The following is a 24,667-nucleotide window of genomic DNA, read 5'->3' as shown; positions in this document are numbered from 1 at the left end:
TTGCGGTAATCTGGTTTGCGCCCGTTTGTAGTCAGTCGTGTATCTCTTCAGGAGGAATCAGTTTACTGCTCTCGCAATGGGGCGTGGGACTAACATTTTAGTTGCCGTTGGATGTTGAAAATTTATACCTAAAGCGGAGTGGTTTGAGAGAATTAGCGCGAAGCTAACGCGGTTCCTGAGAAGGCAAAAAACGTAGACAAAGCCTTAGCTTCGGCGAGGCTTTTTAAGGAAGTTAAACCGCTCTGACTTAGGTGTAATAAGGCCTACTTCGTCCCCCTCGGAATCAAAGTACTGGGAAAAACGACATAACTCTCATTACCATCCGGGCCCACGCTGGAAACTCCGAAGAAGTAGTTGTCGACTACGATGTTCGTAAAAGTATAGGTCAGCTTATCTGCCGGTACGAAGCGTTTGTGCGTCCATTGTGGCTCGGTGGTGAGGCGGTAGTGGACGTAGTAGCCGGCAATCTCGGTATTGGTCTCGGGTTTTTCCCACTTGAGGCGGGCACTTGGCTCTACCGTTCCTCCGATCATGACGAGGGGTGGGGGAGGAGGGGCTGCGGCCAGCCCGGCCAGGGTGATGGCGTTAACGCCGGTTAGCTTGGCGGCGTAGGGGAAGTTGACGTGTTCCAACTTGTCGCCGTACTCGATGCCGTCTTCGGTGCGGATGTCCTGGTGTTGCTGGGTGTAGTTTTCGTGGGTTTCCATGATGCGGATGCCGGGCATGTTTGCATCGTTGAAGGGGCGGTGGTGACCACCGCGGCCGAAGCGGTCCAACCGGTAAACGAGCATCGGTTTCAGGTTGGTGGTGTACTGCTCGGTGAGGCGGTGAACGTAGCGGGCGAGTTGGCGACTGGGCCCATCCACTTCGCCGCCGAAGAAGCGTCGGTAGATGTTCTTGCGCTCATCGTTGGCGTCGTCCGGGTAGTACGGCTCGCTGAAGATGCGGAACGACTGGTTGTCGGTTACGCCATCAATGCCGGTGATGTTGCCGATCATATCGTTGTTGAGCACGCCGAGGAGGTTCCAGTTGTTGTCCTGAGCGTACTGCGCAAGACCTTTGCCTCCAAATAAACCCTGCTCCTCTCCACTCAGCCCTGCATATACTACCGAGCCCGGAAATTTGTATTTAGTCAGGATGCGGGCTGCTTCCAGCACCCCGGCCATGCCCGAAGCATTGTCGTTCGCCCCCGGGCTATCGTCGGTGAAGTTGAGCGGATCGCTGATCCGGCTGTCGATGTCGCCGCTCATCATCACCATCCGGTTCGGATCGGCGGTGCCACGTTGAATAGCAATTACATTGACGACCCAGGTGGGCTCCGGAATGCGCCGGCTCTCGCCGGCGGGGACGAGGTTGCGCTGGTAGAACACCTCCAGGCAGCCACCGCAGTCTTTGCTGATGCGGTTGAATTCGTCAAAAATCCAACGACGGGCAGCGCCGATGCCCCGGGTCGTTGAGGTTGTATCGCTAAGGGTATGACGGGTGCCGAAGCCGGCAAGGCGGGTGATGTCGGCTTCCAGCCGATCGGCAGACGGAGCGTCGGCAATGTCATACAGACGTGCATCAGCAGCGGGCGGTGTCTGAGCGAAAAGTTGAACAAAGGAGAGAAGAAAAAGGGAGAGGAGGATGTGTTGCTTCATGGTGCAATTTAAGGACTGGCCTTGATTCCGATACATAAGGTCATGTCGGGAAAAGAGAATCCTTCACCACAGCCTTATCAGGTTGGGAAAAACTGCCAGATGAGTTGATTGACGAAAAAGAACAGTACCAGGTAGATCCATAGCCCGTCCAGAAAATGCCAGTACATCGTGAGCAGACGGAGGTTCAGCCTTTTGGAAGGGTCTGAGAAGTAAACCAGTACAGAAACGGGCTCTTTCATGTACTTCCCGGCCTGGTAAAGGAAAAAGCCGAGGAAAGGAATGCCTCCGATGACGTGAGCAAAGTGGAGGCCACTAATGACGTAGAGATAACCGGCAGAGTTGTCTGAAGTGATATACACCTGCTGATCAAAGAGCTGGTACCAGGCAATACACTGCATACCCAGAAACAAAACGGACAACCCCATGGTGTACCACAGCATCCTGACATACCGTTTCGTGTCGTCGGCGAGGTAAGCACGCTTGGCGAGAATCATGGTGTAGCTGCCGGCAATGAGGATTACCGTATTCAGTACGAAAAGAATGGGCAGCTTTATCGGCGGCAGGTCGCTCTGAATCCGGGTATAAACGAAGGCAGCCGAAAGCGCAAGGAACAGCATCGTGAGGCTGAACATAATCAGCATCAGGACGACATTGCGGGGGTGGAAGGCGAAGTTGCCGTCCTGCTCTGCTTCGGCGATGTTAGGGAGTTCGTGCGGACGATCTTTCATCGGAAATATTTAGCGTTTGTTACTCAACGACCGGGGCCCTGCACCAGAGACGTCAGCCGGTGGTTTAAGTGTTAAGCGTTCGCTTTTGTTTTATTCCTGCGGCAACGTTCCGAACAGTACTTCACGTCGTCCCAGACCTTTTCCCATTTTTTGCGCCACGTAAACGGACGTTGGCAAACCGGGCAGACTTTAGTGGGTAGATCTGATTTTTTCATTTCAGAGTGGGGAATCAGGTTTGATTTTTGATAGAAAACTAATGCACATTCATTTTATCCTGGGGGAATACACTTGCTGATCAGGAATAACAATTACTTATTATTCGCCGCCACAATCTTATCCATCACTTTTTCGGCTTCGGCAATCTTAGTCGCATAGGCTTTCAAATCGCCACTGCGCTGCAGCGCCATGGCTTCTTCCATCAGGTTTTTGTGTTGTTTTTCGAGTGCCTTGATGGGGTTTTTCTTGAATAGTCCGAACATAGTAGCTTGATTTTCTGACCTAACGGAAAAGAACGAAGATGGTTGCAGACTAATTTTTTCTTTGGAAACTGGCGGGGCAGGAGAGACGGACTACAGCGAACTACTTTGACTTAGGCATACTGGTAGACAAATCCCCTATTAGGGTCTTGAAGCGCCCTGACTTAGTCGGGTCTTCAAGCGCCCGGTCATCTCATTTGTCTAGTAGTGGATTGACTTGGGTGTAAACCGGGCAGGAGTTCAACATTTCTCAGGAATCCGCATTAAGCTTGCAGAACGGATGTTCCGTCAGGATTGGTAACGAACCAGTCGTTGGGTAACTCACGTTAGCCTGTTATACATTATGATCACCCTCAACTCAGAAAGCAATGTCAACCATACTCATCGGCGGCGGAACCGGATTTATCGGTAAACACTTATCCCGGACACTTGCGGCCGACGGACACGAGGTCCGCATCCTGAGCCGGTCGGCCAGGCCCGATGCCGCCTTCAAGACTTTCGTATGGGACGTGAAAGAGCAGACTATTGACGACGCCGCTTTCGCCGGGGTGGACTACGTAATCAACCTTGCCGGAGCCGGTATTGTCGGCAAACGTTGGTCGGAAGCCCGGAAGCAGGTAATCATCAATAGCCGGACGGGTAGTACGCTGCTGCTCGCCACTACAATGGCACGCCTTGGCGTAAAGCCGAAGTTGTACCTCTCGGCGTCGGCGATCGGGTATTACGGTGACCGGGGCAACGAGCTGCTCACCGAACCTTCAAAACCCGGCAATGGCTTTTTGAGTAAGAGCTGCGTAGCCTGGGAGGGCAGCGTCGCTGACATTGACAACCTCAATATCCCAACCTGCATTATCCGTACGGGTATTGTGTTGCATCCGGACGAAGGCGCGCTTGAGAAAATGCTGATCCCGCTGAATTTTTGGGTGTCGTCTTATTTTGGCGACGGCAGCCAGTTCTATTCCTGGATTCATATCGATGATATGGTCAATACTTACCGCCATGCCATCAGCAAAAACCTTACCGGAATATACAACGGGGTGGCCCCAAATCCGGTAACCAATAAAGAACTTGCCCGGGCCCTCGGCCCGGCGATGAATAAATCAGCTTTGGTGGTTCCGGCTCCCGCTTTTGCCATGAAACTTGCGATGGGCGAGATGAGCCATACCGTGCTCGATTCGGCACGTTGCTCAGCCGGCAAGCTGCTGGCTACTGGCTTTGCGTACGAGTACCCGGAACTGGATGGTGCACTCCGGAATCTTTTGCGCTCCTAACTTAAAGCACCAACTTAAGGTGCCCGACGTGGTGTCGGCCGTGCCAGCTGTATTGTGCCGCCAGGCTGTCCAGCCGGTAAGTTTGTCCGTTGCCGCCGTGAAAACCGGTACGTTCCCAGTCAGCATCGGAACAGGTGGCCAGCAGGGTAGACCAACGCAGGTGAAGACCACGCAGGATTTCCAAACTGGCGGCAATCGGGACGGCCGTTACGTCGGCAAGTTCAGCCCACCGGACTTCGTCGTAAGGAATCAGCGTCGGGTGGTCTTCGGTAAGAATACGCTTATGGCGGACGTAAGCATTTGTGTGGCTGTCGGCCAGGTGGTGAACGACCTGTCGGGCGGTCCATCCCCCTTCGCGGTAGGGGGTGTCGAGCAAATCACGGCGCTTCAGTTCGGTCGCGATGTTGGCTACGATTGCCGGCAATTCGCCGATGTCCTTGATGTAATCTGTGCGGTTTGCCGCAGCGGTGGCGTGATCAGGGAGAACAAATTTTCCTATGGGGTAGCGCATGGAGAATAATTTAGTTTGGGCCTTTTCACGCAAGGTACGATTTGGCGCGCACGCAGGTGCAATGCTGATTGTTCGGCAGGCTTCAGCCTGCTGTTTACTACCCTTCAGGGTGGCCGCCTTCCGGAAGGAACAGCTTGTGCCCCAACCCTCAGAATGGTTCGTTTTTACGTCTAATTCAAAGCTGGTTCAAACAAGTCCTTCCGGCTTGAAACCTGGCGGTCTGGTCGGTAATTTTACTGAACACCAAAATTGTTGTTCATGAAAACGCGCTCATTGCTTCCCCTCCTTTATGCTGGTGTTTTCGGAATTCTCTTCATCCTGAGCCTGCTTGCAGGTTACACCCTTGCGGAAGAGCAACCCGTGGCCATTATGGCCACAACTACTGCTGCCAGCCGTACTGCGCCGGAGGCGCAGCAGGCCTCCGCAGCTTACACCATCGGCCGCAGGGTCTGGAACGCCAACGCCTGTGGCTCCTGCCATAACAAAAACATGAAAGACGATATGACAGGTCCCGCGCTGAGGGGAGTAACAGAGCGTTGGGCCGACTACCCGGAGCAAGATCTCTACGACTGGATCAGAAACAGCCAGGCACTCGTTGCGGCCCAGCACCCCCGCGCACTGGTCGTGTGGAAGGAAAACGACAAGCGGGTGATGAGCAATTACCCTAACCTTACGGATGAAGAACTGGAGGGGCTGCTGGCGTTCATCGAAGAGTGATCCCCTCAGTGATAACCAGGTCGTTGGCAAAGGAAAACTGCGCCTGGCAGACGAACGGGGGTGGCTGAGCCGGGCCCGCTGAACTAATCCCCCTTAAAAGCGTCTCCATACTTTAGCAATCAATCCGAACCGCTCAAGTGAAAAGACTACCCCTCCTACTCTGCCTCTTTACCTTCCTTTGCACCAGCGTCAGCGCCCAGATTCCTGACCGGCCAACCTCGGGTGAGTTGCACGCCGGGATCCAGAAATTGCAAGTACTTGGCTCCGCACTGTACATGGCTGCTCACCCGGACGACGAAAACACCCGTCTGATCGCTTACCTGAGCAACGTCGAAAAGGTAGAAACAGCTTACCTCAGCCTTACCCGCGGCGATGGCGGCCAGAACCTTATTGCGCCGGACATCCGGGAATTACTAGGCCTTACCCGCACCCAGGAATTGCTCGCTGCCCGCCGCACCGACGGCGGTACCCAGTTTTTCAGTCGGGCCAACGACTTCGGCTACTCTAAGCACCCCGATGAAACCTTCAATATATGGGACAAACAGGACGTACTGGCCGATGCGGTATGGATCATCCGTAAATGGCGGCCAGACGTGATCGTGCTGCGCTTCGATCCGCGTGCGCCCGGCACTACTCACGGCCACCATACCGCCAGTGCCGTCATTGGGATGGAAGCCTTTGACCTTGCGGGAGACCCTGATGCCTTCCCCGAACAACTCAAGTACGTAGAGCCGTGGCAACCCCGCCGGATTTACTGGAATGCCTACACCTGGCGCGGCGTGCCCGATCACATGCAGCAAGACAAAATTATAAAGGTCGATGCTGGTACTTACCTGCCAAAGCTGGGAGAGTCGGTCAACGAAATCGCTGCGCGAAGCCGCAGCCAGCACCGTAGCCAGGGCTTCGGTTCCTCGGGCAGCCGGGGCGAGCAGATCGAGCAACTCGAACTCCTGAAGGGTGACGACAAAGACGCCGAAGGCGACCCCTTCGCCAACATTGACGTGAGTTGGGAGCGCATCACGGGCGGGAAAGACATCGGTCTTATCCTGAAAGAAATCGAACTGGGCTTCAATTTCGATGATCCTTCTGCATCTGTTCCGGATCTCCTCCGTGTCCGGAAAATGATGAAGGCCCTCCCCGACGGATTCTGGAAGGAGAAGAAAATGGCGGAACTCGATGAGATTATCGCCGGAGCTCTCGGGCTTTACCTCTTCGCCAGCACCGATGACCCCATCGCAACGGCGGGAGCTGAAATCGAAATCGGAATCGAAGCCACTAATCGCAGCGACCAACCCGTAAAGCTGGTCGACTACTTCGTGGAAGGTGTCAGTATGACCCGTGCCACGGTTGATTCGGTGCTGACTAAAAACCGTCCTTTCCTGCAGGAAACCGAGATGACTATTCTGCCGGGCCTGAAGAGCAGTACGCCGTACTGGCTCAAGGCGCCCTGGAAACTGGGGATGTACACAGTCGAAGACCAGGAAATTCGGGGCCGGGGTGAAAGTGAAGACCCGCTGGTGGTAAACTTCATCGTCGACATTGCGGGGGAGCGCTTCACGTACCGCCGTCCTGTTCGGCACTCATTTACCGACCGGGTAATGGGGGAACAGGTTCAGCCCCTGGAAATCATGCCGCCCGTTTTTGCCGAACTGGACAAGAGCAGCTACCTCTTTACCGAAAGCAAGCCAACTCCGGTTCGGATCAAGGTAACGGCGGCACAAGCCGATCTAAAAGGTACAGTAGAACTCTGTACACCGGAAGGGTGGAAGGTAACGCCCGAGAAAACAGAGGTTATGCTTAAGCGTAAAGGCGAAGAACAATACTTCGAGTTCATGCTGACGCCTCCGGCGGGGCAGGAACAAGGAATGATCGTTCCCCTCGTAAAGCTCGCTGGTCAGGAAGACGGATATACCCGTAAACTGATAAAAATCGATCACGATCACATCCCCGTTCAGCTGGCGGATCTCGACGCAAGTGCGCCCGTAGCAAAGCTAGACCTGAAAATCGCAGGCAAGAACATCGGTTATCTCCCCGGAGCCGGAGATGCGATCCCCGAAGCACTGACCAATATCGGTTTCAGCGTTACCGAAATCGACAAACAAGACATCACTACCGGAGACCTCAGCGGATTCGACGCCATCGTGGTTGGTATCCGGGCCTACAATACCAATGCCGATATGGCCAACATCCAGCCCCGGTTCATGGATTATGTGAAAAAAGGAGGGACCTTGGTGATTCAGTACAACACCAGCCGTGGATTGACGATCCCGATGACAGAACTCGGCCCGTACCCCATGCAACTCAGTCGCGACCGGACAACCGTCGAAGAAGCTGAAGTTCGCATCCTTGCGCCCGACCACCCGGTACTCAATTACCCAAATAAGATCACCAGCAAAGATTTCGAAGGCTGGGTGCAGGAGCGGGGGCTCTACTTTCCCAGTAGCTGGGATAAGCGCTACACGCCAATTCTGAGTAGCAATGACCCCGGCGAAGAACCGCACGACGGCGGCATGTTGGTCGCTGAATACGGCGAAGGCCACTACGTCTACACCGGCTACAGCTTTTTCCGGGAATTGCCCGCTGGCGTACCGGGGGCGTACCGCTTGTTTGCTAATTTGGTTGGCCTCGGGAACTAGTGGGCTGTCAATGTTCAATTTTCGGGTTGGGCGCTGGTAGATTTTAGTGGCTGGCAAAAGACACCGCAGCTAATCCAAAAATCTGAGCTTGACAAGGCACTAGCCTCGGCAGCGTGGCGAAGAAATATAAAAAAGAATGACAGCCTGAAACTATCTTCGTGAAGTGAAAGCAAGAATACCTGTCAACGAAGCGGAGCGGCTGGAGAACCTTCGTCAGTACGAAATTTTGGATACTGGCCGGGAGCAGGAGTACGATGACCTGACTGCCATCGCCTCTCAGATTTGCGGCACCCCGGTTTCGATGATCAGCCTCATTGATGAAGACCGGCAGTGGTATAAGTCTACTGTGGGAGTTGATCCGGCATTGACTGAGACCGGGCGGGATGTTGCTTTCTGTGCCCATAATATTCTGGATGCATCCGGCCCGCTGGTGATTAAGGATATGCGCGAAGACCCTCGGTTTTCCGACAATCCCTTCGTGTCTGCGGCACCTAACGCCATCTTTTATGCAGGAGCCCCGCTGGTTACGGACGAAGGCCACGCCCTTGGCAGCATCTGTGTGGTAGACTTGAAGCCACGGGAATTGACCGAGGAACAAGTCGAAGCCCTTACCGCCTTGAGCCGGCAGGTAATTAAGCTGTTGGAATTGCGGAAGTCGCTGGCCGCAACACGCCACCAGTACGAATTAAAGGCGGCGGCTCATAAGAACCTGCTGGACTTTAGTTATGTAGTGGCGCATGACCTCAAGGCACCGCTGCGCAACATCGGGCAGTTTGCTGAACTGGTAACTGCCGACTACGGCCAGTCTATCCCTGAAGACGGCAGAGAAATGCTCGCCATGATGGGCGACCTGACCAAAGACGCACAACGAATGATATCCGGAGTGCTGAAGTACAGCGAAGCGGTCACGAAGGTCGATGAAGAACGTGAAGTTGTCGACCTCCGCGAAGTAGTGGAAGCAATGAAGGTTCGTCTTCTGCCGCCGCCAGATTGCCGCGTTGAATTCGTAGGCCCCGTAGGTGAAATGTATGCTTCTAAGCTGGCGGTCGAGCAGGTGCTGCAAAACCTTATCAGCAACGCTATCAAGTACCGGGACAAGCCGGAAACTGTAATTGAGGTGGGCTATCAGGTGACCGAAGACGGAGCAGTGCTGTCGGTCCGGGACAACGGCCGCGGTATTTCCGAGAGGGCCCAACGCTCTATTTTCAATCTTTTCTACACCACTGCGGTGGAAGGGGAAGAGGAAAGCCACGGCGTAGGGCTTTCCATTGTAAAGAGGATGGCGGAACTCTTGCGGGGCGAAATCAAAATCGCCTCGGAAGAAGGCCAGTGGAGCGAGTTCTCCCTGGTTATGGCCGGGTAAGCCTTTAAATAAGAATGCAAGTGAGCGGCGTTTCGGACAGTTTTCTCCGTTAGCCAGAAGGAAGGGTTCGGCCTGCGCCGCTCACTTCGCCAGGAACTACTTCTTCCGCCACGCGCCGGCGATGGCTCCCATTACCGCAAAGAGCGCAACGCAATAACTGCCATCGATGACCGTCAGTACAGACGGGTTCATGGCGAACATATTAGTGGTTACGTGATTGAGGGCGAGAACTCCGCCGACAATTGCGCCGAGAAGGAGGCCTCCCATCAGCGTGGTGCGACCTGTGATTCCGGTAAGCCACGCCATGAAGGTGGCGTACAGAACCATCACCAGAAGATTGAACAACATGGGGGTGACCGGATCGAGCGTGACCGCTTCACCGTGCTTGAAGACTTCAGCGCCTGCCTCCGTTAGGCCGGGCCCGGTAAAGCCCACTCCTGCGGACCACTGAGCGTTGAAAAAAGCGCCGTACCAAAGGAAACCGATGAACATACCGGCAAGGGCAGCTACTGCTACCGCGATCCAATTTATTTTTCTCTTCATATCAGATTGGGTGTGTTTACTGGTGTAAAATACGCATTTGGTTTTAAATTTTTCGATAAAAAACAAAACAGCTTGTTCTGGCGCGGCCGCGGGTGCAAAGAGGGGTGGAGGTCCGGGTGGGGAGGAGGGAACATACTACAGGGGCCAAGGGAAGAGTTTTTGCGGGGAGCATAAGTAGTACATTACGGAACTCCTCAGGACGGGTGTAATGGCCCGTAAATCAGCAGGTAGTATAAAAGCTGAGCGAAATTCGCCCTGTTTTTCAGCTACTTATAAAGGTAGGTGATGAAAAATATCGTGTAAAATGCTTGTTTCAGAGAAGGAATCCACCTACCTTTGCAGCCGCTTAGGTGGAAACCCTGGAAAAACCAGTTCGGAAGCCTGCGCATAACGCAATAAAATCAGCAATACAGTGAATACACTAAGCTACAAAACCAAGTCGGCCAATGCCGCATCGGTAGAGCGTAAGTGGCACGTGATTGACGTGGAAGGTGAGATCGTAGGCCGCGTGGCTTCTAAGATCGCTACTGTTCTTCGTGGCAAGCACAAGCCTGACTTTACCCCTCATTTTGACAATGGCGATCATGTGATCATCATCAATGCAGATAAGGTTCGTTTTACCGGTGAGAAACTCACCGATAAGGTTTACCTGCGTCACACGGGCTACCCCGGTGGTCAGCGTGCTGCTACTCCCCGCGACCTCTTCGCTAAGAAGCCGGAGCGCGTACTTGAAATGGCGATTAAAGGCATGCTGCCTAAGACCAAGCTCGGTCGTGCTCAGATCAAGAAGCTGCACATCTACGCTGGTGCTGAGCACCCGCACACTGCACAGAAGCCCGAAGAACTCAAGTAGTAAGGGCAAGGTGAAAAGGACAGGGGGAATATTGTTTACAGAACAACACTTCCTCGTCAACCTCCTTTGCACCGGCGTTCGCGCCTCTGGAACAGTGGTGAACGCGAAACCAATCTAACTAACCGGAAGACTGAAGGGTAAGCTTTACTCCTTTCTTCCTTTCAACCATTATTCTCCCATGGAGCAAATTAATGCCATCGGACGACGCAAAGCCTCAGTGGCCCGCGTTTACCTGACCCAGGGCACGGGAAATATCACCGTGAACGGTAAGGACTATAAGGAATACTTTCCTCAGCACCACATTCAGCCAGCAGTGGTTCAGCCATTCGGCATCATTGGTGTAGACAACGCTATTTACGACATCAAAGTGAACGTAGACGGCGGCGGCATCAAGGGCCAGGCAGAAGCTATCCGTATGGGTATCAGCCGCGCTCTCGTGAAACTGAACGAAGATTTTCGTAGCCCGCTCAAGCAGCAGAAAATGCTTACTCGTGACGCTCGCGTTGTAGAACGTAAGAAGTACGGTAAGCCTAAGGCACGTAAGAGCTTCCAGTTCTCTAAGCGTTAATAGTCCCCTAGCCCCCAAAGGGGGAACTAGATGGCAATTCATCCTTATTAAAAAGCTGCCCCGTATTCCCCCCTTGGGGGCTAGGGGGCCAAAATATAATAACCCATGGCTACTAAGCCCACCCACCAGCAGCTGCTCGAAGCCGGTGTTCACTTTGGCCACCTGCGCCGCAAGTGGAACCCAAAGATGGCCAACTACATCTTCGGCGAAAAGAACGGTATTCACCTCATCGACCTTAACTCTACCCTCCAGACGATGGAGCGCGCCGGCAACGCCATGCGCCAGATCGCACGCGCGGGCAAAAAGGTCCTTTTTGTTGCAACCAAGAAGCAGGCACGTGACATCGTTACGTCTTGCGCCGAGGAAGTAAACATGCCTTACGTTACCGACCGGTGGCAGGGAGGTATGCTGACCAACTTCAACACTATCCGCCGTTCTATCCGTAAGATGCAGAACATTCAGCGGATGCTCGAAGACGGTACGCTTGACAGTGTAACCAAAAAGGAAAAACTGACCCTCACGCGTGAGCACGAGAAAATGCGGAAAGTTCTTGGTGGTATTGCGGACATGAACCGCATCCCCAACGCTATCTTCGTGGTAGACATCGTTCACGAGCACCTCGCCGTGGCCGAAGCCAAGAAACTCAACATGCGTACGTTCGGTATCGTGGATACCAACGCCGACCCAAGCAGCGTAGATTACCCGATCCCGGGCAACGACGACGCTTCCAAGTCGGTTACTGTCATCCTTAATTACCTGACTGACTGCATCAAGCAAGGCCTGGCCGAGCGCGGTGAGGAAAAGGACGCTAAGGCTGAAGGTAAATCTGAAGCTAAAGCAGAAGCGGCAACTCCGGCTGCTGAAGCTACTGCTCCTGCCACTGAGGAGTAGATAGAAAAGTAGTGGGTAGTAGGTAGTGCTGCCGTTGTTATGTTTCACTGCGCTTGTTTATTTAAGGTGAACAAGCGTAGGAAAGCTAACCCACGGAGCACTACCAACTACATGCTACCCACTACGCTCTCTGAACGGGCGAAGAGACAAATCCCAGGCCCACCACCCAAAATCAAAAAGAAAACAATAAAATAAAAACGCTATGGCAATTTCCGCCCAAGACGTAAAGAAACTACGGGACATGACCGGTTCCGGAATGATGGATTGTAAGAAAGCCCTGGCCGAAGCCGACGGTGATTTCGACAAAGCCATCGAGGTCCTCCGCAAGCGCGGTGAGAAGGTTGCTGCTAAGCGTGGAGACCGTGATGCCAATGAAGGCGCAGTGATCGCTAAGATCAATGACGCTAAGAACTATGGCATCATCATCCGCCTAAGCTCTGAGACCGACTTCGTTTCTAAGAACGATGACTTCGTTGCGTTCGCTCACAAAGTTGCTGACATTGCTCTGGCCAACAAGCCAGCTGATCTGAACGCTCTGATGGCACTGCCAATGGAAGGTGACCTTTCTATCCAGGACAAAGTAACTGAGATGGTAGGTAAGATCAACGAAAAGATCAACATTACTGCTTACGAGCAGATTGAGGCTCCTCTCGTTGCTGAGTACATCCACTCTGGTAACCGCGCCGGTGTTCTCGTTGGTCTCAGCCAGAACAGCGACGCTGCTTACGATGCAGGCCGCGACGTAGCTATGCAGGTTGCTGCGATGAAGCCGGTTGCTCTCGATAAAGACGGTGTTGACGCTAAGGTTATCGAAACCGAGATCGAAATCGGTAAAGACCTTGCTCGTCAGGAAGGCAAGCCCGAAGCAATGATCGAAAAGATCGCTATGGGTAAGCTCAACAAGTTCTTCAAGGAGAATACCCTGGTTAACCAGATGTTCGTAAAGGACAATAAGAAGACCGTTGCCCAGTACCTCGACAGTTCTGATAAAGGACTCAAGGCTACGAGCTTCAAGCACGTTACACTGGTATAATCCGGAACTGATCCGACCGGAGTAACCAACTCCAACTTGAAGCAGCCCCTGTCGCATTTGCAACAGGGGCTGCTTTTTTATCTCAGGTTCAGATATTGCTATGTCAGTGACCGGGAAATTATCCGCTGAACGTAAAATTACAGGCCGCCCGTAGCTCACGGCACGACTGTACCAATAGCTGTAAAAGATGTTTTATAACCAGCCTGTAATCAGGTGGAAACACGTACGGAAAAGCTCAATGTTCTCTATTGGTGATGTGGACGCCTTTGTTTTCCACATGAATAGTCACTTTTTCCACATGTCTTTTTGGGTTATCCACATTGTGGATAAATTAGGATTAATTGTTAATTGGTTGGTTTTCAGCAGAAAGTGCTTGTTTATCCACAGTGTGTGGAAAACTTGAGTGAAAACCTCTTAATATTTGGTTTACCTTAGCAGCCGCACGAAGGAAAACAACAAATTATTTTTTCTTTGTGCTTTCAACTTACTGATACCACTTAGGCTAAGGCGACATTTATTCCCTCTACTGAAATTGGGTGTCCCTTGGTTGGCGACTGCTTAAAAGTGCAGGCCTCTACAACCATACTTTCTTTCTCACGACCTCGGTTTACTGATTTTCTTACTTCTTTCCGGCCTCCGGTATTGAAGTAAGCGAGGCGCCGACGGCCATGAGGACCAGCTTACTGTTACCAATTCACAAGCCCTTTATTCCCTAATTCGATTATTTACTTTACTTCTTCTCTTACTTATGAATGCTAAACTAGAACCAATCCTTGCCGAAAATGAAGGCCGATTCGTACTCTTCCCTATTGAGCACGACGATATTTGGAAATACTACAAAGACAATGAGGCTTGTTTTTGGACAGCCGAGGAAATTGACCTTTCGGCGGATCTAAATGACTGGAACAACAAGCTTAACGACAACGAACGCCACTTCATCAAGCACGTACTTGCGTTTTTCGCGGCCAGTGATGGTATCGTAAACGAAAACCTGGCCGAAAATTTCGTTGCCGAGGTTCAGTACACAGAAGCTAAATTCTTCTACGGTTTCCAGATCATGATGGAGAACATCCATTCGGAAACCTACTCCCTTCTAATTGACACTTACATCAGTGATCCTAAAGAGAAGGACTACCTCTTCAACGCTATCGAAACGATGCCTTGCGTGACCAAGAAGGCTGAATGGGCATTGCGCTGGATCGACAATGGCACCTTTGCAGAACGGATCATTGCCTTCGCGGCGGTAGAAGGAATCTTCTTCTCCGGTTCTTTCTGTTCCATCTTCTGGCTGAAAAAGCGGGGCCTGATGCCAGGGCTTACGTTCAGTAACGAACTGATCAGCCGTGATGAGGGCATGCACTGCGACTTCGCCTGTCTGCTTTACAACAACCACATCGTCAATAAACTGGCTCCTGGTGTAGTAACCGGCATCATCAAAGACGCCGTTGCCATCGAAAAAGAGTTCGTGTCTGACTCATTGCCTGTGAACCTCATCGGTATGAACTCCGACATGATGTGCCAGTACATCGAATTCGTCGCTGACCGTCTCCTGTCTGAGCTGGGCGAGGAAAAGGTCTGGAACGTAGAAAACCCCTTCCCCTGGATGGATATGATCAACCTGCAGGGCAAAACCAACTTCTTCGAAAAGCGGGTGGGCGAGTACCAGAAAGCTGGTGTTACTTCCGACCGTGACAAACAGACGTTCTCGCTCGACGAAGACTTCTAGCAGGTTACCGCGCTCTCCGAGCGCAAACGGTCCTTTTGTTCTCCGGGCGCAGGGACCGCTTGCGATCTGAGAGCGCATCGACCCGTTCAAACCTTGCTCCCTCAACCCTTCAATGTACCCGCGGCCCCGCCCATAAGCCGCCTATCTAATACATCACCTCACCATGAAAGTCATCAAACGTTCCGGACGGCCGGAAAACGTCTCCTTCGATAAAATTACCGCCCGCATCAAGAAACTGTGTTACGGGCTCGACGAGAACTTCGTTGATCACATCAACGTAACCAAAAAGGTCATTCAGGGCCTGTACGATGGTGTTACCACCGTAGAACTCGACAACCTCGCCGCAGAAACCGCGGCCAGCATGAGTACCGTTCACCCGGATTACGCCCAGCTTGCTGCCCGGATCGCAATCTCTAACCTGCACAAAGAAACCGACAAGAGTTTCTCCAACACTATGGAGGCACTCTATAACTACGTCGACCCAAAGACCGGCGATGCCGCCGGCCTGATCGGAGAGGAAACCATGCAGGTGATCCGCAAGAATAAGGCCCGGCTGGATGCTGCAATCATCTACGACCGCGACTTCGAGTTCGACTACTTCGGATATAAGACCCTGGAGCGCAGTTACCTCATGCGTATGGACGGTGCAGTGGTGGAGCGCCCTCAGCAGATGCTGATGCGCGTTTCGGTAGGCATTCATCAGGAGGACATCGAGTCTGCCATCCAGACTTACCAGTTGATGAGTGAAAAGTGGTTCATTCACGCTACGCCTACGCTGTTTAATTCGGGGACGCCCAAGCCTCAGATGAGCTCTTGCTTCCTGCTCAGTATGACGGACGATAGCATCGAGGGTATTTTTGAAACACTTCGCCGTTGTGCCCGCATCAGCCAGGCTGCCGGAGGCATCGGCCTCAGCATCCACAACGTTCGTGCCACCGGGTCTTACATCAAAGGAACGGGCGGAACGTCTAACGGTATCGTGCCGATGCTGAAGGTGTTCAACGACACAGCCCGCTACGTCGATCAGGGCGGCGGAAAGCGTAAAGGTGCATTCGCTGTGTATCTGGAACCCTGGCACGCCGACATCTTCGATTTCCTGGACCTCAAGAAAAACCACGGTAAGGAAGAGATGCGTGCCCGTGACCTTTTCTACGCACTGTGGATGAACGACCTGTTCATGCAGCGCGTGAAGGACGACGCTATGTGGAGCCTCTTTGACCCCAACGAAGCGCCCGGTCTGTTTGATGCTTACGGAGGTGAATTCGAAGCACTTTACCACCAGTACGAAGAAGAAGGAAAAGCCCGCAAGCAGGTTAAAGCACAGGACCTGTGGTTTGCTATTCTGGACAGCCAGATCGAAACCGGAACGCCCTACATCCTGTACAAAGATGCAGCCAATAAGAAGTCGAACCAGCAGAACCTCGGTACCATCCGCAGTTCCAACCTGTGTACCGAGATCATGGAGTACACCAGCCCCGATGAGGTGGCCGTGTGTAACCTGGCCAGTCTCGCGCTGCCCAAGTACGTAAAAGAGGACAAAACGTATGATTTCGATCGTCTGGTTGAAGTAACCCGCGTAGTTACCCGTAACCTCAACAAAGTTATCGATCAGAACTACTACCCGATTGAGGAGGCACGCAACTCCAACATGAAGCACCGCCCGATTGGTCTTGGTGTTCAGGGCCTTGCGGATGCTTTCATTATGATGCGGATGCCGTTCGACTCGGAAGAAGCGCGCCAGATGAACAAAGACATCTTCGAAGCAATGTACTTCGCTGCCTGTACCGAATCCATCGCGCTGGCCAAAGAGTACGGCCACTACGAAAGCTACCCCGGCTCGCCGGCCAGTAAGGGAGAACTGCAGTACGACCTTTGGGGAGTCACCCCTTCAGACCGCTGGGACTGGGCGGGCCTCAAAGAGGACCTTGCCAAATACGGCATGCGCAACTCACTGCTCATCGCTCCGATGCCGACGGCTTCTACCAGCCAGATACTCGGTAACAACGAGTGTTTCGAGGCGTACAGCTCAAACATGTACACCCGCCGTACCCTCTCCGGAGAATTCGTGGTGGTCAACAAGCACCTGCTGCACGACCTTATCGGCCTTGGCCTCTGGGACAACGGAATGCGGAACCGCCTGATGGCCAGCAATGGCTCGATCGCAGACTTCGATGATGTTCCACAGCACCTGCGCGACCTCTACAAAACGGTATGGGAGATCAGCCAGAAGGTCGTCATCGATATGGCCGCTGACCGGGGCGCATTCATCTGTCAGAGCCAGAGTATGAACCTGTTTGTCGAGAACGTGAACTTCGGTAAGCTCTCGAGCATGCACTTCTACGCCTGGAGTAAGGGCCTGAAAACAGGCATGTACTACCTCCGTACGAAAGCTGCGCGGGATGCTATTCAGTTCACGGTCGACAAATCCAAACTGGGCAAGCAGAGCGAAGAGGGAAGTGGCGAAGTAAAAGCTAAAGTTCATAAGGGCGCAGACGCAGGTGCAGTGCAGGGGGAGAAGGAGCAAAGTACTGCTGCGACTACCGTTGCTGAAATCCCGCAGGTAAAGGCTGCTGGAGCAAAGGCCGCCGCCAGTGCAAACGGTTTCGACGAACTGAGTGCCGCTGACGTAGAGAACGTCGGGAAGTCTTGTAGTCTGGACGATCCGGATTGCATCTCCTGCTCCGCCTAAACGACGAAGTGCCTCATTCAGGGTAAGATCATTAATCCCGGCTGCCAAAATTGGTGGCCGGGATTTTCACTTTGTGGTTGTCTGGCGGAAAATGTAGACTACATGCTATGTAAAAACTATCTTTGTGTTGCCTGGCAGCTGAAATGAATGACATAATTGGTATATAATCAGTAGGTTGTACGGCTTTTCTCGTGATTTAAAAGACCGTAATATGTGTTTGTTTGGACGGACTCCCTCTGGGGTGTCTCATGCAGGGGAGAAAAGAGCAATTATTTTTGCCTTCCTCTTCGGCCTTTTTCTATTATCTCTTGGTAACCTAAGCGCCGAGCGCGTTAGCCCCAAAAGCTTGCTCGCCAACTTTTATCACGAACAATATGGTACGGCAACTCCGGAACAGCGTTCGCAGTACCTTCACAGAATATCCGAACAGGGAGGCGAGGCTCCTATGGTGTTCTTCACTCGGCCTTTGGTCTCTCTGGATACCTACCTGGCCGAAGAAAGCGGTTCGGAAAGTGAGCCGCGCGACTTAGCCATGTTATCTGCCTTTTCCCTGAGCGCCGCTCCCCGGGCGAAGGCCGTGGGTAAACAATCCCTCATTCCACCAACAACCAGCGTTGTGAACGGCGGAAGCGATGTCTCAGTGAGAGCCGTTCCGCTCAACGACGTAATCGGTTACCCCACACTCAACGAACTTCAGTTGTGTGTAGGATCTGATACACTTGCGTTTCTGGTGTATACCACCTCTGATGTACCGCTGACCGACGTAGGCATCGTTGCAAGATTAGGCGGAGGTCTTGAGTACGGCGGCTTTGTAACCTCTGATGTCAGTGGCTCCGTTGTACTAACCAGTGCGGGTAACCCACTGGCTCCCCGTTTCAACATCCCGACCCTTACGCAGGATGATCCGGTACTGGTGTACATGGGCATAAGCACCAACTGTACTTCCCTTGCCGGAGATTACAGCATGCTCACCGAATTCAACTACAACTACACTGACCCAAATACTTCGGTCACCAGTCGCTGTAGTGATGAGTACAGCTTTTCCCGCGAGATTTTCAAATCGGCTGCGCTGGCCCCAATTGTTAATATCAACAATCAGCCGGCTGAACTCAATTTTACCAATCTTGATCAGGAGCGTTGTCATACGCTCAATATTTCACAGGACGGTATTAACGCCAAAATGGACAGTCTCCGCTTTACGGTTGACAGTTTGGACTTATCCATACTGAGCGTTGCCGGCATCACCGTCAACAGTATGCCGCTGACCGATTACGATTACGACGCGGGCACCTCGCGCCTGGCGGCTAACATCAGCAACAGTTTCTTCATGGCAAACGGCAACCCCGGCCCTGCCGATGATTTCTTCGATGAGGACGAAACGTTGACCGTAGAGATTTGCTACACTATTCCTACCTGTACGAACGAGGCCTTGCCCAACCTTATCTACGGCGTCGACCAGGTTTGCCAGGGCGTTGTATGTACCGGAGTAGGGGACCGGGTAGACGGAACTATGGAGTTCAACCCTAACTTTGGAGTCACCGCCACGGCTAACGTTACACTTTTGGACGGGGCTGAGGTGTGTGGCCAGGATGCAAGACTACAGATTCAGTTCCAATCAAACAACAACGACCCGGAACGGGGATTGTACGAAAACATTGTATTGAAGCTTAACAGTTGTGATTCAAACTTCCTCATCGTACAGGACATTCTTGTGAACGGAAACTCGTTGCCGAGCAGTGCAATTGGTTACTCTACCGGAAACCAGATAAGTATTGATTTTACCGGCCTTACCGCAGACCCTGACGGCGCTGGCGGCATCGATGATGTTGACGGTGATCTGTTCTACGATGACCTGCCCGGAGACCAGAGTATCAATATTGAGGTGTTGTTAGCAGTTCAGTGTCCTGATGTTTTACAGGGCTGTGTGGCTTCCAGTTGTCAGATATCTTCTGTTCGTATCGAAGGGGAGCGTTACTGTGGTACTTCTTTTGCTCAGTCTGCTAATATCACCAACTCACCAGTAGTAGGGTACGAGAGCACTGCCGGGTTTACCTTTTACCGCGATGCTGCAGAAGGAACCCTGCCTAATCTGACTAACGGCTACAACTTCGGCCAAATTGGATATATCGGAGGTGTGGATGATACGCCCAGTTCGGTAGACATGGAGTTTACCTACAATTTCATGCCAACCAACTTTGCGACATGTGGAGGAACCCACATTTTTCAATTTGCAGTAAGTTCAGAGGAGCGGATTGCCTTTGACATGGAGTTCGACAATATTGAAATCGGAGACACCAACACTATGGTGTTTACACCGATTGCCGCCGGAAATATTACCGTTGTAGATGATCCGGCTCTTTCTACCCGGTACCTTCGGGTAGAGATTCCAAACCCGCTACCAAACACAGACATAACGATGCGCTGGGTCTCTACGCTGGATACTTCTTATTGTAGGCCTCCAATTTACTTTGGCGGTGCAGCGAGTATCATAGAGCAATGCCCCGCAGGCTGTGATTGTCAACTGCCAAAAGCATGTGGGGAGGTCGTTATGTTCGTTGACCCGCAGGACGTTGGTTGTACTTGTGATATAATGGGAGAGGTGAACCTTAGTCGTGCGTCATTGGGCTACACGGACAAAAGCTTAGACACAAAGGTTGACCCCGCCACCATTTCGCCAAACGATATGTTGCGGTTTTTGCCCGGAGATACCATGGTGGTCAGAGCAGAGTACGAAGTCCTCAATGCTGTTCCTTTAAATATTGCTAACTCAATTTTGCGTTTTGATGTGAGGCACGAAACTACAGGAGGAGTCAATAATATGAATCGTGTGCGCTCTCTCTGGAATGGACAACTCGCAAGGGTGCAAACCATTACCGTAGACCGGCCGGGTACTGGTCAAAACTGGGATGTGTCAACCTTAGTTTGTAACGATGAGGGAGACAATAATGGCACGAATGCGGGGCTGTACATTTGGGCTAATTCTCCTAGTGATACTGTTGCTATCCACCCGGGATTACCAACTCCTCCTGGCCAGGATTCCTGGTTTTGGGTTAATGCAAATCATGGCGATGACCGGAGGGATGGTAACTATTTGATTGTTGATTTTACTGATAATAATAATGCTTACCGGGGAAGTGGGGCTAGTAACGATGACTGTTTAAACCCTCTCAGAGATATGATCGGAGGATTTGAGGACGGAGATGTGGTCACCGTTGTATGGGAGGTGCCGGTTATCGCTAATCCGGGCTTTGATCCCACGGCGGGAACAGAGCTGCAGCCTTCAATTATTCCGGTTGGAACCGCTTTTAGCCGCCAAAATATCACAACCCCCAATACACGTATTTCTGACAACTGTCAAAGCAATGCTCTCTACAGCTTTTGGGAGCCTGAAATTGTGGGGAATTCACAAATCACCTACGAGCCATGTGGTGCCGTAATCGAACACGTATTTAAAATCCCTAACCCTCCCCCTGGCTGGTTTGCGAACGAATTTCGACCAATAATTGGCCTGGAGAACCTGGCTTCCACTGTGCCACCTCCCTTCGTCTACGCAGGAGGAGCTGAATGGGAAGATATTACCGGAGCCACCTTTCCCGTCGAACCGGATTCCACTCTGAATGGAATGACCGAATTTACTGCTGGAGGAGTAACCTATTACAGCCCCGGGCAATCTAATAGCCAACTCTATTTTTCGGATGCAGAAGAGCAGGACGGAACAGCCGGAGGCTACCGGCAAGTAGATGGTATTGATCCAAATTTGAGTATTGATCAGGGAGACAATGACTTCACCAGAATAGGTGGCACTTTCAGACCCCTGTCGGTCGGACTGGATCAGGTTGATTCTCTTATTTTCCGTATTCCCATATCACAGGTCTGTTCGGATGACGTAGACGATTCCGGCCTTGAGTTGCTCTATTATGCTTCTTACCTGACGCTACCCGAGTACAACAACCCAAGTGGTCCGTTTCTCTGTAATAACAACAACAACGCCAACGCTGCGTACTACTGGAACGATGGAGTGCCCTGCAGTGGCGCCTACTTTGACTTCGGCAGCCGTGATACTGCGAACGTTCACCGGTTTCCCGCCCGTAATGGCATCGACTACCTGTCTTCAGGAACCATAGTAACGCTGCCCAGCCTCACCAGCTCAATCTCTATGTCTCTGCTAGGGGATGAACCGGCAGGAAACGAAGTCAACCGATTCACGCTTATGGCCGGTGGCGGAGCCACTCCCTTACCGGATGTAGTCGTTGCTATCTCCGTGCCTTCTACGGTAGAACTGATTGACGTTGTCGACGTGAACTCAGGCGCGAGCCTGACCGCTACTCCCGTTGCCATTACGACAGACAGTACCATCTATTCAGTATTAGTCACCAATTCAATGGCTCCCGGAACGGATATCCCTATCGATATTTTTACCGAACTTCTGTTGTGTCCTTCCCAATTGCTGGACCCACTATCTGTACCTGTACCAAGGGTTTGTCTTTCGGCAACTGCTGGCGGATGTGTAGACGCTGAAGTCTCAGCTATCATCAGTGGTGGGGCCGGCGCTTGTCGGAGCACCAGCATCTGTTATGAGTACGTCGGTGACGCCTCAGACATTCAGCTTGAAATGGAGGTTGTACCTGAAGTCGCGACGCTTTGTGATGAAATCATTTACTACACCCGGATTAAAAACGTACGGAATGGAATCCTCTTCAACCCCAGCCTCGAGGTACTTTTCCCTCCTGGCGTTACGCCAGTTGCGGGTAGCTGGGAATATGCTTACCCCGGAGCGGATGACTTTGACAATTTAACCTGGGAAACCATCACGACTCCACCGGATAACCCATTCGGAACTTACCATCGTTTCGACGATGTTGGAGATTTCGTCGTCCAGATTGATACAGCTGGACTTCCCGGAATTTCGGCACCTAATGACGGGAATGAACTTGCTGTCCGTGTTACCGTAGTCACGAATTGTGAAGACTTCGTATCCGGAAGACGTGCGTTCTCCCGTACCATTTCTTATGATGGGTGTGGACAGGACGTGCGCGCCCTCGACTACTCCGAAACATACATCGTACCTGAGGCCAATCCTGTCAATTTCCCCCGCTTCCTCGTGGTTGCAGATCCGGTTGACGTAAACTGTGGAGTGACGGCCGATACGCTGGCCTTTACGGCTCTGGCCCTGCAAGGAGCCGGGGAGACCGAGAACGCAACTATGTGTATCACACTCCCGGAGGACCTCACGTATTCCGGTACGCTCAACTTTGTAGCGCCTACAGGATTTGTACCCGCAAATCTGACCTCAACGACCGAAGGTACCGAAACTCAGGTCTGCTTCGATATACCTGACGGAATCGGTATAGGGCAGTTCCTGGAAGTTTATATGCTTGTGGATGTAAGCTCCGATGCTACCTGTGGAGAACTTGAAATCGGTACTGATATCAGCAGCGTTGTCATGGATGTCCCCTGTTCCACGGGACCTGATTGTGACATCAACGTCAACAACTCCCTGAACAATGAATTGTACATCAACATTGTCCCTCCCCTTGAAACGGTTGAACTGGAGGCTTCGGTTGCTTGTGATAGTGATCCCGATAACGTTACGTACGACTACAATATTGAGGTAGCCAACTTCGGTGATGACCTCAATACCACGGCAACCATCTCACTCTACCGGGATATCGATGACAACGGACAACTCGACGACTACGACCCACTCCTGGATACCGACATGCAGGCACTAGTTGTTACGACCGACGAGATGGCTACGCTGAGTGGCACGTTGAGCGCGGCAAACGAAATTTCCTGTCCGGCGATACTAGTGGTGGATTACGGAAGCGGCTGTGGGTGTGATCGCGAAACCCTGCCCATCCAAAACCCTGAACCAACATTCGTCGTAGAGTTGGACGGGCCGGTATACCTCTGCCCTGGTGATGAACTGGTACTGGACGTTTGCAGCGATTTCGAACTCGCACTGTCTCCCGTTGCCGGAGGAACCATCACAATGTCTGGTAATACAGCCACTATTGCGATCAATGACGGCTTCGGAGAGACTGAACCCGTAATTCTGGGAGTTACCGGAGGAGCAGGAAGCTGCCCCATAGCTTCCAACCTGAACATCTACCAACTCCCCGATCTGGAGATCGGGCCTTACGCCAGTACCGCAGTGTGTCTTGACGGGGTTACTCAGCTGGACATGATGTTGCCCACCGAGTGGGAGGATGGAGCAGACATCAGTTGGTCGCCAACAACTTACCTGAGCGACCCTACCAGCCCGACGCCGGAAATCGAAAACCCGGCTGCTCCCCTTACCTACACGATTACCGCCAGCTTCAACGACGGAGAATGTAGTACGGAGGCCGAATTCCCGATCAGTGTAATCGATTTTCAGGCTGAGATTGCCGTTATGGAAACCGCCATCTGTAAAACGGCAAGCCTCATGCTAGCCAGTTTGGATGCCTCGATAAATCCTTCAGAATTGGGTGGTTACTGGCAGACCGACGGCGACGGGACTTTTAACGATACCGACGCCGATGCTGATCCGTCTACTGGTGATTTCCCATCTTCAACCACCTACACGCCAGGTCCGGAAGACCTCGAGAATCTCTCCTTTACCCTCACGCTGCGCACCGACGATCCGTCTCTGATCGTAGGACCAAGTGCATGCGCAATCGGAGTAGACGAATTACAGATAATCGTGCTACTGGTCGATTGTGGATCATTCCCCTGGGACGGAGGGAATTAATGGGGTTCATCTTTGTTTTCTGCCATGCGGATCCTTACCGAAGAGGTGATCCGCATGGCAACAGACGGGATGGATTTACGAATTTTATTCGGACCTTATCCCGAAAGGGCGCGATGCTGAGAGTCTGAGGGAGCTCTGTTGACCTGAAGCAGCAAGGGTACGGGCGCGGCCGCAGGTGCAATAGAAGTTTAGAGAGAAAAGGTGAGGCCTTGATACACACCGAGAACTTAAACAGTACCTGTAACGTAAAGCACCTGATGAGGAGCTCATCGTTGTCCGGGGGAGAACA

General features: G+C 52.3%; 17 protein-coding genes. 11 read left to right on the top strand and 6 right to left on the bottom strand.

Going from position 1 to position 24,667, the window contains the following annotated elements; genetic code table 11:
- Positions 1 to 263 precede the first annotated feature (263 nt).
- The 4 genes from FUA23_RS12385 to FUA23_RS12370 all read right to left on the bottom strand — a co-directional run bounded on the left by FUA23_RS12385 (position 264) and on the right by FUA23_RS12370 (position 2,847).
- Complete coding sequence (locus FUA23_RS12385; protein WP_147931063.1) at positions 264 to 1,640, bottom strand: M28 family metallopeptidase; 1,377 nt, start codon at positions 1,638 to 1,640, stop codon at positions 264 to 266.
- A 77-nt stretch (positions 1,641 to 1,717) separates the two neighbouring features.
- Positions 1,718 to 2,368, bottom strand: a complete 651-nt coding sequence (locus tag FUA23_RS12380) for a cytochrome c oxidase subunit 3 (protein WP_147931062.1) — start codon at positions 2,366 to 2,368, stop codon at positions 1,718 to 1,720.
- 71 nt (positions 2,369 to 2,439) lie between these two features.
- Positions 2,440 to 2,583, bottom strand: coding sequence for a DUF2256 domain-containing protein (locus FUA23_RS12375; protein WP_147931061.1), 144 nt, complete (start codon positions 2,581 to 2,583; stop codon positions 2,440 to 2,442).
- A gap of 93 nt (positions 2,584 to 2,676) precedes the next feature.
- On the bottom strand, positions 2,677 to 2,847 hold the full coding sequence (locus tag FUA23_RS12370; RefSeq protein WP_147931060.1) for a DUF6435 family protein: 171 nt from the start codon (positions 2,845 to 2,847) through the stop codon (positions 2,677 to 2,679).
- A gap of 365 nt (positions 2,848 to 3,212) precedes the next feature.
- Here FUA23_RS12370 and FUA23_RS12365 point away from each other — a divergent pair, with 365 nt between their 5' ends.
- A complete protein-coding gene (locus FUA23_RS12365; protein WP_147931059.1) occupies positions 3,213 to 4,115 on the top strand; it encodes a TIGR01777 family oxidoreductase in 903 nt (300 codons plus the stop codon).
- Between the two features lies 1 nt (position 4,116).
- Here the strand turns inward: FUA23_RS12365 and FUA23_RS12360 are convergent, their stop codons facing one another.
- Positions 4,117 to 4,626: a YfiT family bacillithiol transferase gene (locus FUA23_RS12360; protein WP_147931058.1), complete on the bottom strand. Its 510-nt coding sequence runs from the start codon at positions 4,624 to 4,626 to the stop codon at positions 4,117 to 4,119.
- A gap of 258 nt (positions 4,627 to 4,884) precedes the next feature.
- Here FUA23_RS12360 and FUA23_RS12355 point away from each other — a divergent pair, with 258 nt between their 5' ends.
- From FUA23_RS12355 to FUA23_RS12345, 3 genes are all read left to right on the top strand, one after another.
- Positions 4,885 to 5,343, top strand: a complete 459-nt coding sequence (locus FUA23_RS12355; RefSeq protein WP_147931057.1) for a c-type cytochrome — start codon at positions 4,885 to 4,887, stop codon at positions 5,341 to 5,343.
- Positions 5,344 to 5,480: 137 nt separating this feature from the next.
- Entirely contained in the window at positions 5,481 to 7,979 is a 2,499-nt protein-coding gene (locus FUA23_RS12350) for a PIG-L family deacetylase (protein ID WP_147931056.1), read from the top strand.
- A 163-nt stretch (positions 7,980 to 8,142) separates the two neighbouring features.
- Positions 8,143 to 9,342, top strand: coding sequence for a sensor histidine kinase (locus tag FUA23_RS12345; RefSeq protein ID WP_147931055.1), 1,200 nt, complete (start codon positions 8,143 to 8,145; stop codon positions 9,340 to 9,342).
- 96 nt (positions 9,343 to 9,438) lie between these two features.
- Here the strand turns inward: FUA23_RS12345 and FUA23_RS12340 are convergent, their stop codons facing one another.
- A complete protein-coding gene (locus FUA23_RS12340) occupies positions 9,439 to 9,885 on the bottom strand; it encodes a DUF1761 domain-containing protein (protein WP_147931054.1) in 447 nt (148 codons plus the stop codon).
- 412 nt (positions 9,886 to 10,297) lie between these two features.
- Between FUA23_RS12340 and rplM the strand changes: the two genes are divergently transcribed.
- The 7 genes from rplM to FUA23_RS12305 all read left to right on the top strand — a co-directional run bounded on the left by rplM (position 10,298) and on the right by FUA23_RS12305 (position 24,378).
- Positions 10,298 to 10,738, top strand: coding sequence for a 50S ribosomal protein L13 (gene rplM, locus FUA23_RS12335; RefSeq protein ID WP_147931053.1), 441 nt, complete (start codon positions 10,298 to 10,300; stop codon positions 10,736 to 10,738).
- Positions 10,739 to 10,916: 178 nt separating this feature from the next.
- Positions 10,917 to 11,306: a 30S ribosomal protein S9 gene (gene rpsI / locus FUA23_RS12330; protein ID WP_147931052.1), complete on the top strand. Its 390-nt coding sequence runs from the start codon at positions 10,917 to 10,919 to the stop codon at positions 11,304 to 11,306.
- Between the two features lie 105 nt (positions 11,307 to 11,411).
- Entirely contained in the window at positions 11,412 to 12,197 is a 786-nt protein-coding gene (gene rpsB, locus FUA23_RS12325) for a 30S ribosomal protein S2 (protein WP_147931051.1), read from the top strand.
- Between the two features lie 202 nt (positions 12,198 to 12,399).
- Positions 12,400 to 13,230: a translation elongation factor Ts gene (tsf, locus tag FUA23_RS12320; protein ID WP_147931050.1), complete on the top strand. Its 831-nt coding sequence runs from the start codon at positions 12,400 to 12,402 to the stop codon at positions 13,228 to 13,230.
- A 748-nt stretch (positions 13,231 to 13,978) separates the two neighbouring features.
- Positions 13,979 to 14,956 (top strand): ribonucleotide-diphosphate reductase subunit beta, encoded by a 978-nt coding sequence (locus FUA23_RS12315; RefSeq protein WP_147931049.1) that lies wholly within the window; start codon positions 13,979 to 13,981, stop codon positions 14,954 to 14,956.
- A 163-nt stretch (positions 14,957 to 15,119) separates the two neighbouring features.
- Positions 15,120 to 17,645 carry a ribonucleoside-diphosphate reductase subunit alpha gene (locus tag FUA23_RS12310; protein WP_147931048.1) on the top strand — a complete coding sequence of 842 codons (2,526 nt, stop codon included), beginning with the start codon at positions 15,120 to 15,122 and terminating at the stop codon, positions 17,643 to 17,645.
- A 211-nt stretch (positions 17,646 to 17,856) separates the two neighbouring features.
- A complete protein-coding gene (locus tag FUA23_RS12305) occupies positions 17,857 to 24,378 on the top strand; it encodes a hypothetical protein (protein ID WP_147931047.1) in 6,522 nt (2,173 codons plus the stop codon).
- Positions 24,379 to 24,667: the final 289 nt, after the last annotated feature.

This window comes from Neolewinella aurantiaca (genome assembly GCF_008014675.1).
Taxonomy (GTDB): Bacteria; Bacteroidota; Bacteroidia; order Chitinophagales; family Saprospiraceae; genus Neolewinella; species Neolewinella aurantiaca.
This window is presented reverse-complemented; position numbering and strand designations above follow the sequence as displayed.

Bases quoted from the DNA above. Each gene is read 5' to 3' on its own strand.
- FUA23_RS12355 (WP_147931057.1), top strand. From the start codon at position 4,885: ATGAAAACGCGCTCATTGCTTCCCCTCCTTTATGCTGGTGTTTTCGGA.
- FUA23_RS12365 (WP_147931059.1), top strand. From the start codon at position 3,213: ATGTCAACCATACTCATCGGCGGCGGAACCGGATTTATCGGTAAACAC.
- FUA23_RS12315 (WP_147931049.1), top strand. From the start codon at position 13,979: ATGAATGCTAAACTAGAACCAATCCTTGCCGAAAATGAAGGCCGATTC.
- FUA23_RS12305 (WP_147931047.1), top strand. From the start codon at position 17,857: ATGTGTTTGTTTGGACGGACTCCCTCTGGGGTGTCTCATGCAGGGGAG.
- FUA23_RS12340 (WP_147931054.1), bottom strand. From the start codon at position 9,885: ATGAAGAGAAAAATAAATTGGATCGCGGTAGCAGTAGCTGCCCTTGCC.
- tsf (WP_147931050.1), top strand. From the start codon at position 12,400: ATGGCAATTTCCGCCCAAGACGTAAAGAAACTACGGGACATGACCGGT.
- FUA23_RS12375 (WP_147931061.1), bottom strand. From the start codon at position 2,583: ATGAAAAAATCAGATCTACCCACTAAAGTCTGCCCGGTTTGCCAACGT.
- FUA23_RS12310 (WP_147931048.1), top strand. From the start codon at position 15,120: ATGAAAGTCATCAAACGTTCCGGACGGCCGGAAAACGTCTCCTTCGAT.
- FUA23_RS12360 (WP_147931058.1), bottom strand. From the start codon at position 4,626: ATGCGCTACCCCATAGGAAAATTTGTTCTCCCTGATCACGCCACCGCT.
- rpsI (WP_147931052.1), top strand. From the start codon at position 10,917: ATGGAGCAAATTAATGCCATCGGACGACGCAAAGCCTCAGTGGCCCGC.
- FUA23_RS12380 (WP_147931062.1), bottom strand. From the start codon at position 2,368: ATGAAAGATCGTCCGCACGAACTCCCTAACATCGCCGAAGCAGAGCAG.
- FUA23_RS12385 (WP_147931063.1), bottom strand. From the start codon at position 1,640: ATGAAGCAACACATCCTCCTCTCCCTTTTTCTTCTCTCCTTTGTTCAA.
- FUA23_RS12370 (WP_147931060.1), bottom strand. From the start codon at position 2,847: ATGTTCGGACTATTCAAGAAAAACCCCATCAAGGCACTCGAAAAACAA.
- rpsB (WP_147931051.1), top strand. From the start codon at position 11,412: ATGGCTACTAAGCCCACCCACCAGCAGCTGCTCGAAGCCGGTGTTCAC.